This window comes from Rhizobium sp. LEGMi-198b, from assembly GCF_054114205.1.
Genome location: NZ_JBSYVH010000007.1, coordinates 379,299 through 392,211, shown reverse-complemented (window position 1 = coordinate 392,211; position 12,913 = coordinate 379,299). Strand labels below are relative to the sequence as shown.

Annotated in this window: 14 protein-coding genes and 1 pseudogene; 10 read left to right on the top strand and 5 right to left on the bottom strand. The window is 59.5% G+C overall.

Translation table 11 applies throughout. The features are described from left to right. Nucleotides 1-64 precede the first annotated feature (64 nt). Complete coding sequence (locus ACXHXG_RS25455) at nt 65-346, bottom strand: hypothetical protein (RefSeq protein ID WP_457901133.1); 282 nt, start codon at nt 344-346, stop codon at nt 65-67. Between the two features lie 177 nt (nt 347-523). On the opposite strand from ACXHXG_RS25455, the gene ACXHXG_RS25450 reads away from it, so the two are divergent. From ACXHXG_RS25450 to ACXHXG_RS25435, 4 genes are all read left to right on the top strand, one after another. Beyond that, nucleotides 524-991 carry a MarR family winged helix-turn-helix transcriptional regulator gene (locus tag ACXHXG_RS25450; protein ID WP_104826190.1) on the top strand — a complete coding sequence of 156 codons (468 nt, stop codon included), beginning with the start codon at nt 524-526 and terminating at the stop codon, nt 989-991. A gap of 43 nt (nt 992-1,034) precedes the next feature. After that, a complete protein-coding gene (locus ACXHXG_RS25445) occupies nt 1,035-2,012 on the top strand; it encodes a tagatose kinase (protein ID WP_457901132.1) in 978 nt (325 codons plus the stop codon). Further along, nucleotides 2,012-3,283: a D-tagatose-bisphosphate aldolase, class II, non-catalytic subunit gene (locus ACXHXG_RS25440; protein ID WP_457901131.1), complete on the top strand. Its 1,272-nt coding sequence runs from the start codon at nt 2,012-2,014 to the stop codon at nt 3,281-3,283. Before ACXHXG_RS25445 ends, ACXHXG_RS25440 begins: the two co-directional genes overlap by 1 nt. A gap of 321 nt (nt 3,284-3,604) precedes the next feature. Next, nucleotides 3,605-4,018 (top strand): SgcJ/EcaC family oxidoreductase, encoded by a 414-nt coding sequence (locus tag ACXHXG_RS25435; RefSeq protein ID WP_457901173.1) that lies wholly within the window; start codon nt 3,605-3,607, stop codon nt 4,016-4,018. A gap of 55 nt (nt 4,019-4,073) precedes the next feature. Here ACXHXG_RS25435 and greA read toward each other — a convergent pair whose 3' ends face one another. Beyond that, a complete protein-coding gene (gene greA / locus ACXHXG_RS25430) occupies nt 4,074-4,556 on the bottom strand; it encodes a transcription elongation factor GreA (protein WP_104826193.1) in 483 nt (160 codons plus the stop codon). Between the two features lie 316 nt (nt 4,557-4,872). On the opposite strand from greA, the gene ACXHXG_RS25425 reads away from it, so the two are divergent. Genes ACXHXG_RS25425 through ACXHXG_RS25410 form a run of 4 tightly spaced genes read left to right on the top strand, consistent with a single transcriptional unit; the run spans nt 4,873 to nt 8,928 of the window. Continuing rightward, on the top strand, nt 4,873-6,219 hold the full coding sequence (locus ACXHXG_RS25425) for an LLM class flavin-dependent oxidoreductase (protein ID WP_457901130.1): 1,347 nt from the start codon (nt 4,873-4,875) through the stop codon (nt 6,217-6,219). Nucleotides 6,220-6,244: 25 nt separating this feature from the next. Then, a complete protein-coding gene (locus ACXHXG_RS25420) occupies nt 6,245-7,090 on the top strand; it encodes an ABC transporter permease (protein WP_457901129.1) in 846 nt (281 codons plus the stop codon). Between the two features lie 51 nt (nt 7,091-7,141). Beyond that, a complete protein-coding gene (locus ACXHXG_RS25415) occupies nt 7,142-8,146 on the top strand; it encodes an ABC transporter substrate-binding protein (RefSeq protein ID WP_457901128.1) in 1,005 nt (334 codons plus the stop codon). Nucleotides 8,147-8,157: 11 nt separating this feature from the next. Beyond that, the gene (locus ACXHXG_RS25410; protein WP_457901127.1) at nt 8,158-8,928 is read left to right on the top strand and encodes an ABC transporter ATP-binding protein; all 771 of its coding nucleotides are present in this window, start codon (nt 8,158-8,160) and stop codon (nt 8,926-8,928) included. A 156-nt stretch (nt 8,929-9,084) separates the two neighbouring features. Here ACXHXG_RS25410 and ACXHXG_RS25405 read toward each other — a convergent pair whose 3' ends face one another. From ACXHXG_RS25405 to ACXHXG_RS25395, 3 genes are all read right to left on the bottom strand, one after another. Then, nucleotides 9,085-9,858: an SDR family NAD(P)-dependent oxidoreductase gene (locus tag ACXHXG_RS25405; RefSeq protein ID WP_457901126.1), complete on the bottom strand. Its 774-nt coding sequence runs from the start codon at nt 9,856-9,858 to the stop codon at nt 9,085-9,087. A gap of 195 nt (nt 9,859-10,053) precedes the next feature. After that, complete coding sequence (locus tag ACXHXG_RS25400; protein WP_283053323.1) at nt 10,054-10,281, bottom strand: hypothetical protein; 228 nt, start codon at nt 10,279-10,281, stop codon at nt 10,054-10,056. Nucleotides 10,282-10,401: 120 nt separating this feature from the next. Continuing rightward, nucleotides 10,402-12,033 carry an MFS transporter gene (locus ACXHXG_RS25395; protein ID WP_260304747.1) on the bottom strand — a complete coding sequence of 544 codons (1,632 nt, stop codon included), beginning with the start codon at nt 12,031-12,033 and terminating at the stop codon, nt 10,402-10,404. A 116-nt stretch (nt 12,034-12,149) separates the two neighbouring features. On the opposite strand from ACXHXG_RS25395, the pseudogene ACXHXG_RS25390 reads away from it, so the two are divergent. Beyond that, nucleotides 12,150-12,335 (top strand): annotated as a pseudogene (locus ACXHXG_RS25390) (methyl-accepting chemotaxis protein); the annotation flags it as partial. Between the two features lie 123 nt (nt 12,336-12,458). After that, the gene (locus tag ACXHXG_RS25385; RefSeq protein ID WP_104826202.1) at nt 12,459-12,869 is read left to right on the top strand and encodes a hypothetical protein; all 411 of its coding nucleotides are present in this window, start codon (nt 12,459-12,461) and stop codon (nt 12,867-12,869) included. Nucleotides 12,870-12,913 lie beyond the last annotated feature (44 nt).

Below are 12,913 nucleotides of genomic sequence, written 5' to 3'. Positions count from 1 at the left end.
AGATCCCTTTATAGTGTGCCGCTGCTGCCGAGTAATTGCAAATTTCCGCAAAGAATCCGCAGCTTCAGGCTTCCTTCTGGATTGGCCTTGTGGGATCCAGATCTTGGATATGCCCCGCAGATCCACTCAACACGACATCTCCACCTTTGTTGATCAGCTTGCCGTGGATGGTTCCACGAATGATCACGGCCGCGCCCTTCTCAACAATGAGATCGTGCCCGATGCTTCCATGGAGTTCGAACCGCCGACCGGCGGGAACCGTTACCGTGCCGGCGATAGACCCAAAGAACCGTACGTCGCGGTCCAATACGATTGATCCATCGATATTGACATTGAGATCGTCCAAGCGATGCCCCTTTCAGTCACGAAGTTTTGGGATAAGGTTCGCGAGCGCTGCGTGTGGTGGCACGCGGCGCATATGGACCTAGCCTAAGCGCTCAGTGTGGCGCGCCCGCGAACGTCCTCCCAATGCGGACGTCATGAAAATATATCATGCCATGATATAAATAAAGGAAAAATGTGCATGCCCTCGGGAAAGCGGTCCAGTCGGTCAAACAAAAACGAACTTGAGACCCAGCCCCTGGATCCGGGCATCTACGAAGGCCTTGCGGGCGTCAGGCTCGCCATGCGGCTATTTCTTTCTTTCAGCGAAGCCGCGGTTTCCGAGGCGGGAGTGACATCCCAGCAATATCAGGCGCTGTTGGTGATCAAGGTCGCGCCTGGAAGTCAGATTATGGTGCGCGAACTTGCCGATCAAATGCTCCTGCAGCATCACGGTGCGGTGCAGCTCGTGGACAGGCTCGCGACGGCAGGGTTCGCCGTCCGCATTCCCTCGGAAGAAGACAAGCGAAGCGTGCTGATCGGCCTCACTCCCAAAGGAGAAGAGTTGGTCGAGCGCTTGGCAAGAACCCATCTGAAAGGAATGCTGGCAAATGAACGGCTGCTCGTCGAATCCCTCAAGAGACTGCGGCGTCTCTCGAGATTGGGCTAATTGCGGCCTGGTAATAACAACAGCTATCGAAAGCAGGATTGCAATGGCTTCAATACTGGCTCCCGACGAACTGGGTCCTACCGTGTGCGTAGGAGAAATCCTTGTGGAGATCGTGGCCACGACGGTCGGCGATGGGTTCCGCGATGCGCAGCCCCTAATCGGACCGTTCGCCAGCGGCGCGCCGGCAATCTTCATATCGCAGTGCGGGCGCCTCGGAGGTCGCGCGGCCATGGTCGGCGCCGTGGGCGATGACGATTTCGGGCGTGTGAATACCGATCGGCTCAAGCGCGACGGCGTCGATGTCTCGGCCATATCGATCGATCCCGAATACCCTACGGGCAGCGCCTTCGTCCGTTACCGCAAGGACGGATCGCGAGATTTCGTTTACAACATCGCAAAATCCGCCGCCGCGCGCTTCGGATGGACCCGGCACGTCAGCGATCTCATCAATCGCAGCGGACATCTGCACGTCATGGGTTCCGCACTCTCCATGCCGAGCGCCCGAGACGTCATCGACAAGGCGGTCGACGTCATCAAGTCCCGCGGCGGCACGCTTTCGGTCGATCCGAACATCCGGAAAGAGCTGAGGCTCGACGAAGATACTGAGCGTCGATTTGCGAAGCTCGTTGCGGCTGCGGATCTGCTTCTGCCTTCCGGCGAGGAACTGGAACGGGCGGCCGGCGTGGAAGGCGAAGACAATGCGGTCCGGCGTCTGTTCGAACTTGGTGTGAAGGAAATCGTACTAAAGCGCGGCGCTGCCGGCGCGACCTATTTCAACGGAAAAGGAGAGCGCATCGATATACGGGCTTTCGCCGTCGAAGAGATCGATCCTACGGGTGCTGGAGATTGTTTCGGTGGCGCCTATCTCACCTGCCGCCGGCTCGGCATGCCGCCGCAAGATGCCCTCACTTACGCTGCGGCGGCTGGCGCGCGAAACGTAACCGCGCGCGGCCCGATGGAAGGAGCCGGCACTCGTGAAGAACTCGATGCATTCATCTCCGCAACGGAAAGGCGTTCCTGATGCAGATCCATCTTAGCGAACTGGCCGCACTCAGGATTGCAGGCCGTCCGAGGGGGATCACATCCGTATGTTCCGCCCATCCCGTCGTGTTGCGTGCGGCACTTCGCCATGGACGCCAGCATGCCAGTACCGTCTTGATCGAGGCCACGTGCAATCAGGTCAATCACCGCGGCGGCTATACCGGAATGACGCCCAAGGACTTTGCCGCGCTTGTTGAGAAGCTCGCAAAAGAAGAGGGTTGCCCCGGTCATCTCGTGGTGCTCGGTGGTGACCATCTCGGTCCGAACCCGTGGCGAGACCGTCCAGCCGAAGAGGCTATGGCCGAAGCGGAGAAAATGGTCGCCGCATATGTTGAGGCCGGATTTCGCAAGATTCACCTTGATGCGTCGATGGGCTGCTTGGGCGAACCCCAGGCGCTCGACGACGAAACCACGGCGCATCGCGCGGCGCGTCTTGCGGCGGTCGCCGAAGCCTCGGCGAAGCGGAGCGGCGGCGCGATGCCCGTCTATGTCCTCGGCACCGAAGTTCCGCCGCCCGGCGGTGCGGATCATGCCCTTACCGCCATCGAGCCGACCGCGGCGTCTGCCGCCAGGCAGACGATCGATGTGCATCGTCAAGTCTTTGAAAAGGCGGGTCTGCAGGAAGCATTTGCACGCGCCATCGGCTTGGTCGTCCAGCCGGGTGTCGAGTTCGGGAACCACAATGTAATACTTTATGATCGCAGCAAGATCGAAACCCTCCAACAGGTTCTGACCGACGAGCCGCAATTCGTGTTCGAAGCGCATTCGACCGACTACCAGGGTACGCGGTCGCTCGGTGCGCTGGTAGAGGATGGCTTTCCTATTCTGAAGGTTGGTCCTGAACTGACATTTGTATTGCGCGAGGCCCTTTACGGACTGGATTTGATCGCCTCCGATCTCGTGCCGGGCTACGGTGAGCGCCCGCTCCATGCGGCGATGGAAGCCTTGATGTCAGCGCACCCGGACAATTGGAACCGTCATTACCACGGAACGGAAGGGGAGAAGCGATGGCTGAGGCACTACTCGCTTTCCGACCGGATCCGATATTACTGGACGTCGCCGGACGCCCAGTCTGCAGTCGAACGGCTTTACGACGCGCTGCGGGGGCGGCTCGTACCTGTGCCGCTGTTCTGGCAGCACATGCCGGCCGCTCAGCAATTTGCCGAAGCGCCACTCGATCCGGAAGAGGTTTTGATTTGGCGGGTGACGAGAAGCCTCGCGGACTATCACGCGGCCTGCGGCGCCGGCTGAGAATAGCGCGGCAGGCAACGTGCGGAGGACACGGGACCGTTCGACCCGGCAAAGCTAGCATCGCGATCGATACGCCCAATTCGCGAATGGGCGATGTTATGCTATCGTTACCTGCGCCTTCCACGAATTCTTGTTGTTTAAACTTCGACGTGCCTTGGATCGCAAGCCACCCGCCAAAATGCATTGGCCATGCGGCAGACGCGACGCGGCGGGCGGCAAAGCATCTCTGGATAGTCGACGTGAATATCGCCGGAAAAGACAAATCATTTGAGGGAGATTGACATGAAAAAATATCTGCTTGCCGCTTCCGTGATTGCTCTTATGGCGCCGCCGGCCCTTGCCGAAGAGTGCGCGCCGATCACCAAACCTCAGGTGGAGCAGTTGTTTGATCGCTGGAACGCCTCGCTGGCCACGTTGGACCCAGAAAAGGTGGTCGAAAACTACGCGCCCGACGCCGTCCTCCTGCCGACCCTGTCGAATAAGCCGCGGCTGACGCAGCAGGAGCGCAAGGAATACTTCGTGGACTTCCTGAAGAAGCATCCGCAAGGGAAAATCAACAGCCGCACGATCAAAATCGGCTGCAACGACGCGCTCGATACCGGCATCTACACCTTCACCTTGAAGGGCGGGACCAAGGTCCCGGCGCGCTATACGTTCACCTACGAATTCAAGAACGGGAAGTGGCTGATCTCGTCGCATCACTCCTCGGCTATGCCAGAGAAGCACGCGGGTTAAAACGGCCAGAGACGGGAGCACCGGGCTATTGCGGGTGCTCCCGCAAGCGATACCCTCAAGTGATCGATACGATCTCCAGTTCATGGTCGCCGACCATGACTGCGTCGCCGACAGATTTTCCCATCAGGGACCGGGCGACCGGTGAAACATAAGAGATCGTCCCTTGTTTGGGCTCGGCTTCGTCTTCCCCGACGATGCGATAGGTCTGCACGCGCCCGTCATCGCGGCTGAAGGTGACCGTGCTGCCGAAGGCGACGGTCTCATTGGATGTTGGGGCCGCTATCACCTCAGCAGTGCGAACCCGCTCGTTGAAATACCGCAGATCGCGAAGGGGTACTGCCGTTTGGCGCCGCCGCTCGTTTACATCCTCGACAGCGCTTGCGGCTTCGTACTGTTCGCGGGCCTCCTGCAGCGCGGCGTTGAGTGCCCTCAATCCGGCTTCCGTGACGAGGTTTTGATAGGGCGAGATAGCGCGGTCGGGAAGCTGCGTCTCCGCAGCCGTTTCCGCGCTTTCCTCTTTTGTAAACGCAACAGCCAAAACAAACTCCGCAAGGCAAACGATCCTGTAACAGGATGATATAGTCGGCCGATTATGAAAGCCAAGACGCGAGCGCGCAGGCGTGGCGAGAAGTTATTTAGCGCGACCTAAGGCGTGGATGTTGCCATGACCGACTGGCATAGTCGGCTGCCTCATCGGTGGGCGACAAATTCCCTATTGCTCCAGCTTCTGGAAAAACTTTCTCCATCAGACCGACGGTCGCAAAACAGATAGCCTATTAAATCCATCGATTATACCGCAATACTTAACATACGGCTTTTGGCCCGGCTAAAACTCAAAATGCGGAGAGGAACTCATGACGAGACAGATCAAGCTTGGTGCATTTCTTCCCGGCGGCGGCCAGCATATCGCGTCCTGGCGCCATCCGGACCAGCCGGTCGACGGGGCGGTCAATCTCAAGTTCCACATCGAACTCGCGCAGGCAGCCGAACGCGGCCTTTTTGATGCCTACTTCCTGGCAGACGGGCTTGCGATTGCCTTCGGCGCCGGCATTGAGGGCGGAAATGCGAGGGTAGTCGGTTTCGAGCCGGTCACGCTGTTTTCGGCGCTGGCGCCGTTTACGAAGAACATCGGCTTTATCGCCACCTCATCCACGACCTATGAGGAGCCTTACTCCGTTGCGCGCAAGTTCGCCTCGCTCGATTTGATCTCCGCTGGCCGTGCCGGCTGGAACGTTGTCACCACCGCCACGGAAGCCGCCGCAAAAAATTTCAGTCTCGACCGGCAGCCGCCCCATGCGGCCCGCTACAAGCGGGCGGCCGAACATGTCGAGGTCGTCAAGAAGCTTTGGGAAAGCTTTGACGACGATGCCTTCATTCGCGATAGCGCAAGCGGCGTTTATTTTGATATCAACAAGGTGCACCGCACCGATCACCACGGCGAGCATTTCAAGGTCGAGGGGCCATTGAATGTCCCGCGTTCGCCCCAGGGGCATCCCGTCATCGTGCAGGCTGGCCAGTCGGAAGACGGGCGCGGACTGGCAGCGGCCAGCGCGGAAGTTATCTTCACGGCGCATCAGAAGCTCGAGACCGCTCAGGAATTCTATCGCGATATCAAGACGCGTGCGCGCAGCTTTGGTCGCGATCCCTCGCATGTGCTGATCATGCCAGGCGTCTCGCCGTTCATCGGCCGCACGGAGTCAGAGGCGCGCGAAAAATACGAGCAGCTCACGAGCCTGATCATCGAAGAGGATGGGCTGGCGTTGATTAATGCTCTGAGCGGCGGCGAGCTGGATCTTCGGGGCGTCGATCTTGACGGCCCGCTGCCTCCGGCGCCGCCGACAGAGGGCATGAAAAGCCGCCAGGAACTGATCCGCCGCATTGCGGACGAGAACAATTTCTCCATCCGGCAGCTTTACCAGTGGATCGCTTCCGCGCGTGGCCACTTCACCATCGTCGGCTCTGCGGTCCAGGTCGCGGATACTCTGCAGGAATGGTTCGAAAACGAAGGCGCGGATGGCTTCAACATCCTGCCGCCGTGGCTGCCCACCGGTCTCAATGATTTCGTGGAACTCGTCATTCCCGAGCTGCAGCGCCGCGGTCTGTTCCGCACTGCGTATGAAGGCAAGACCCTCCGCGAAAATCTGGGCCTGCCTTTCCCGCAGAGCCGTTGGACCACCGCCTATACGGAAGCTGCCGAATAACCGAGACAGGATAGGGGAAAAGCTCATGGCGCTTGAAACTGAACAACAGGCTATTTTTGAGAGCTATCGCGCACCATATTTCTCGCAGAGCAGGCTGGTACGGGAAACAGGGGCGCTGTTGCGCGGTTTCATCTCGCGCTATGGCATGATTATCGCTTTTGTTGCTCTCTGGCAGATTTCTCCGTCGCTTGGCTGGAGCAATCCAGCGGTCTTGCCGCCGCCGGATGCGATCCTGCGAGCGCTCTGGAACGGGGTCAGCGGCGGCCCGCTGCTGGGCGACATCGCCATCAGCCTCCAGCGTGCCGGTATTGCATTTGGCGCAGCAGTCGGCGTCGGCATCCCGCTCGGGCTGTTCATGGGGCAGGTCCGGACTATCGAGCGCAGCCTTGATCCGATCCTGCAACTGTTTCGACAGACCTCCGCACTGGCGCTCTATCCCGTGTTCATCCTGTTGCTCGGCCTTGGCGAAGCGTCAAAAATCTTTGTGATCTTTTGGGCGACGCTGTTCCCGACACTTCTCGCCACGATTGGGGGCGTCAAGCAGGTGGACCCAAAGCTGGTGGAAATGGCACGTGTCTACGGCGCCAAGCCGCTCACCGTGTTTCGCCGCGTCGTCCTGCTGGCTTCCCTGCCGCAGATCTTTGTTGGATTGCGGCTGAGTGCCACGACCTCGCTTCTGCTGCTCATTGCCGCAGAAATGATCGGCGCCAATTCCGGTGTCGGATTTCAGGTGATGAATGCCCAGTACAATTTCCAGATCCCGCTGATGTTCGCGGCGATTCTATTGCTCGCACTTCTCGGGCTGTCGGCGAATTTCCTCCTCGAGGCATTGCAGGCCCGGCTCTGCCGTTGGTCCAATCCCCGAGACTGAAGCCTGAAAACGCGCCACCATTTTCCATCTCATCCGATCTATGGAGTTCACATGCAGATTTCGCGTCGTTCTTTCGGTATCGCCGCAGTCGCAGCCGGCATGCTTCTGGCCGTCCCGGCAAGTGCTACCCTCGCTGCCGAGACAGATCAGGTCACCATCCGCTACCTCGCAAGCCAGGGCGGTCTTGCCGCTCATGAACTTGCCGATGCGCTCGGTTATTTCAAGGACACCGGCGTGACGGTAAAGGATGTCGGTTATGCCCAGGGCGGTCCGGCCTCCCTCTTCGCGCTGGCGTCGGGCAACGTTGAGGTCGGCGGTGCTGCGACCGCCGCGGTGCTGAACTCGATCGCCGGCGGCAATGATTTCGTCGCAGCCTATCCCTCGAATGGCATCGACAAGGTAACCGAGAGCATCTTCTATTCGCTTGACGGCAGCCCGATCAAATCGATCAAGGATCTGGCCGGCAAGACGATCGCCGTCAATACGCTTGGCGCCCATCTCGATTATACCGTGCGCGAAGCGCTGCATTCTGTCGGCCTGCCGGAAAATGCGGCTAAGCTCGTCGTCGTTCCGGGTCCGCAGCTCGAACAGGTCCTGCGTTCCAAGCAGGTCGATGTGACTGCCTTCGGCTACTGGCAGAAGACCTATGAAGGCGTGGCGCTGAAAAACGGTGGTCTTCAGAAGATCTTTGGCGACACGGACGTGCTCGGTGAAATCGCCGGCGGCTTTACGGTGCTGCGCCGCGATTGGATCAAGCAACACCCGCAAGCGGCCAAGATCTTCGTTGAGAAGTCGCAGGCCGCGCTCGAATACGCGCGTCTTCACCCTGAAGAGACCAAGGCAGTAATCGCCAAGGTCTTGGCCTCGCGCGGCGAGAATGCGGATATTGCGCAATATTTCACAGGTTATGGTGTGCGCGAAGGCGGCAAGGCCGTGCCGCGCGATCTGCAATTCTGGATCGACATTCTCGCTCGCGGCGGCGTTCTGAAGCCTGGCCAGCTCAAGGCGGAAGACATTCTCTACGATCCGGCGAACTTCGCCGTCGCCGGCAACTGAGGAGCGGGCCGATGGGTGTCGCTGAACCAACCTTGCGCGGAGAGGTGACGATCAAGAACCTCTCCAAATCCTACTCGATCAACGGCCGCCATCTTAATGTGCTGCAGGGGGTCAGCAACCACATTCGCGCCGGCGAAAGCCTGGCGATCGTGGGCGCTTCGGGTTCGGGCAAGACGACTCTGCTCAGGGTTCTCGCCGGGCTCGAGAATGCGGATAGAGGCGATGTGCTGATCGATGGCCAGCCCGTTCACGGCGTCGGCACAGATCGCGCCGTGATCTTTCAGGAGCCAAGGCTTCTGCCCTGGCTCACAGTGCTCGACAACGTCGCTTTCCCGCTCGAAAATCAAGGTCTTAAGAAGGCCGAGGCGCGTGCGCGTGCGCGCCACTATGTCCAGCTCGTCGGCCTCGGCGAATTCGCCGACGCCCTGCCGTCGCAGCTTTCGGGTGGCATGGCTCAACGCGTCGGTATTGCCAGGGCGCTCGCCGTGAAGCCTGAAATCCTGCTGCTCGACGAGCCTTTCGGCGCGCTCGACGCCATGACCAAGATCACCATGCAGGAAGAGCTCGCTCGCATCTGGCGGGAGGAGAAGGTGACGATGATCCTCGTCACGCACGATCTTGAGGAGGCGGTGTACCTCGCCGACCGGGTCCTCATCCTCTCCAAGGAAAAGGGTGGCCGCACCCGCGAGATCGAGATCGACCTTCCGCGGCCGCGGAACCGCAGCGAGGCGCGCTTCGTCAGGTTTCGCGAACAACTGTTGAACGCCTTTGGGCTGCACTGAAGTTTGGCTACGTAGCCTTTGAGAAGGAGACTGATATGGCCAAGCGTGACGGTCAGTTGAGCCGCGGCGCGTTCCTTTTATACACCGGCCAGTCTCTCTCTCATCCTGAGAAAGTTCGCCTCGGTCATCGAGGCGCCTTTTTCCGGGATTCATGCGCTACGCCTTGAACAGCCTTACCCCGGTCATATCCGCCAGCTTGTCCATGAGCCTGTCCTGATACGCCGGGTCCGTGACCCCTGCGGCGGGCTGGCGTCGTTGGCGATGGTACCAATAGGCGCCGCTGATCTTGGCTGCTTCATCGTCGCTTGTCGCGAGCCAGGTCTGTGTCTGATGGCCCATCTGAAGATCATCGGGCGCTCCGACCCCGCCCATCTTCGTCGGTACCCAGCCGGGGTCTACCGCATTGCTGAGGACCTCCGGCCAGTGGCGTGCAACGGCGGCTGCGAGCGTGGCGACATGTAGCTTGCTTTCCGAATAGGCCTGGCTTGCATTCCATGAGCGTTGTTTCCAGTCGATATCATCGATGGACCCGCCGCCGCTCTGGTGCATACCGCTGCTGAGGTAGACCAAGCGATCGGGTCGTTCGATCAGGGCCGTGAGTAGGTAAGGCGCGAGCGTATTGACCGCCAAGATTTTCGCATGGCCTTCGGCCGTCTCTCCGCGGCTTCTCTCGAGGTAGATGCCGGCATTGTGGATGACAGCGTTCATACGCCCGATCTCGTTGACCTGATCCGCAATGGACCGCGTCTCCGCATCGCTGCTGAGATCGCCGGTGACGACCGCCAAGGCCCTGGATTTCAAGTGGGCGACGGCCGAAGCTCTTTCGCTTGAGCGCGCATGCAATACGACTTCATAGCCGTCGTCCATGAGGGCGCGCGCGGCCGCCAAGCCGAGACCATCGGTGGCTCCTGTAACGAAAACACGGCTCATGGTAATCACCTTTCATCGCTGATTGCCCTTGCTCGCCCGAACGGCGATCCAGTAAGCGATTAAAATACTTAAATGACATGCGTCGGTTCGGCACCGCAAAGTGCAGTTCCGGGTAATGCCCGGACGAGCACTATGACCTGACTTCCCTCTGCCGGCGCCCGGTGGAGGGATTTTTTGTGGTTGCGGCGCAAATGCCTAACCTTCGGCAGTCTTGAAGGGGTTCTCGGCGGTCCATTCGGTACCCAGCGGTTCGCCGCAATTGTCCCAACCACCGGCCTCGTCCATGACCTGCCATCGGCCCCTCTTGCCGCGCTTGGCCTCCTCGCTGTTCGGCTTATAAGGTAAAAAGCGATATGGTTGGATTATGCGCCGGTAGATGACGGTTCCGTCCTCCGGCATTTCATCGGTTCGCCAGTCCACCATGTCTTCCCTCCCGCTCCATTTCCCGCCGTTTTTGGGCGGCGGCGATTATGCCATCGATGCTCACAGCAAGACCAGCGAGTTTTGCCTCAGCGTCATAGCGATAGAGCAGGGATGTCGCCTTCAATGATGTAGGTCGATCGGCGTCTTGTGGAAGACGTCGTCCGAGGGTGGAATGGCCTGGCGCTCGATCATGCGATGCACATGCGGCGGGTCATTGCCGCCGTGGAGAGCCCGCAGCCGATCGGTATTTTCCGCATCCGCCTGCGTGCGCCGCTGGTTGTGGCGGATATATTCCACCCAGGTCGGTGTGTGGTAGGTTTCCGTCCAGATGCCGGGTTTTTCCAGATCGCGCATCAGTGCCCAGTTTCTGGCGCCGTCGCGGATACGAATCCGCCGCCGCTCGGCCATCAATGTCAGAAATTCCGGCAGGTCGTCGTCGCTGATCTGATAATCGACAAGGATGACGATCGGGCCGCTGCGCGGTTTGATGTCCAGGCCCAGGGAAGGTTCGATGAAGCGATTCAACGGATCAAGATTTAGCGAGGCAAAGGCCGGCATGGAGAAACGCAGACCGATGGCAATGCCGACCAGCATGACCGCGGCTGAGCCGTAAAGCGCATTCGAGACACCATATCGATCGGCTGCAATACCCCAGAGCCAACTGCCGCCGGCAATGCCGCCAAACGTCACTGTCTGATAAAGCGACAGGGCGCGGCCGACGACCCAGCGCGGTGTTGATAGTTGGACGATCGTATTGAACAGCGAAAGTGCCAGCACCCAGCAGGCGCCGGAAACGAGCAGGCCCGCGCAGGTAAGGACGACGAAGGGACTCGACGCCGTCAGCGCCATACTGCCCGCAAATCCGGCGAAGGCATAACGGATGATCGTCTCGCTGCTCAGCGCCTCGCGAAGCCGGGCATTGAGCGCGCCACCGCCGATCGCTCCGATGCCGAAGGAGCCAAGCATGAAGCCGTAGGTGAGCGGTCCCCCGGAAACCAGATCGATCGCGACGATCGGGAGAAGGGCGAGCACGGAGCTTGCTCCGACACCGAAGATGAAGCCGCGGACAAGCACTTTTTCGAGATTCGGCGACATCGAGATGTAACGGAGCCCGGCAAAGATCGCGCTGCCCAGATTTTCGCGCGGCAGCGTCGATGTGGGGAGAGCGGGCTTCCAGCGCATCAGCGCGTAAATGAGCGGAAAATAACTGACGGCATTGACGGCAAAGGCGGCGGCAGCGCCGGCAGCCGCAACGATGATGCCACCAATCGCTGGGCCGACGCTTCGGGTCATGTTGAAGCCCATGCTGTTCAGCGTCACGGCATTCGGCAGATCCTCTCGGGGCACCATGTCTCCGACCGACGCCTGCCAGGACGGATTGTTGAGCGCCGTTCCGCAACCGATCAGGAAGGTAAAGAGCAGAAGCAGCCAGGGGGTGATCCAGCCAAGCAGGGCACATAATGTCAGGATTACGGAAACGGTGAGCATCAGACACTGCGCTGTCAGCATCACGCGGCGGCGGTCGAAATTGTCGGCAAGGGCGCCGGAAACCAGCGAAAACAGCATGATCGGCAATGCGGTCGAGGTTTGGACCAGCGCCACCATGTCTTCCGATGAAGTGATGGTCGTCATCATCCAAGCGGCGCCGACGGCTTGGACCAGCCCGCCGAAATTCGACGCAAGACTCGCGACCCAGATCCTGCGAAAGGTCTCGTGCTTAAGCGGCGCAAGCGTTGACGAATTCGATGACAAGGTTCCTCCAGCCCGTCTGATTCCCCACCGCTCCAATATATGACGAAGCTTTGCGGTGGCTAGGCAGAATTAGCTGGCGAGTGCGTCTTCTGAAGCGGCTGCATCCAGTAGTAAGAACCGAGGCGGCACGCGCGGCAACCCAGCAGCGCGCCGAAAGGAAGGTCGAGCAGTTGTGCTTGGCGATCACCAGATTGGGCGGAGATTTCCAGCGGCTGACGGCAGACGACATATCATTCCCGCTTTCGGAGCAATTTGCGGTCGAATACGAGGCGCTGCGCGAAGAGTTTAATGCTTCACTCCGTTAACTGGGCGAGACGATCTTCGCTCCCACCGAGGAGGACTACAGCCCTCAAATTGTCATCCATTATTAACGCGCCGGTCGTATGGAGGTTCTGAGCTGCCACTTCTAGTTTGAAAGGATCTTTATGAAGGCGCTTTTCATCGCACTCATCGCTGCCGGTGTTTTTGTTCCGCCGGCGTCGGCTCAATCGACGATTACGCGCGCGAAATCGGATCATCTGATCGAAACATACCGCGCTTATATCGGCCGCGACGACCTTTACAATTCCAGTGGCGCTCGCCTGAGGGAACCGTGGCAGATCATCCGCCAAGACCGAGCAAACTTCTATGTCTATGGTCGCCGCGATCGTGGAGACGAAGCGGACAAGTTTTTCGCCGACAAGCGTAACCGTGAAACGCTTGAAGCAATGCTTGCCAGCGGTTCCATCTCGCCGTCCGCTGCGAGCATGATCGTTCAGGGCGATATTTGGATCAACGTCAGTATTTATGGTGATGGCAACATCGGCGATAGGCTGGATGTTACAGTTTCCGATTGATGGTCCGACAATCTCCGCCGCGATTATCGTGTACGCCGCTATGC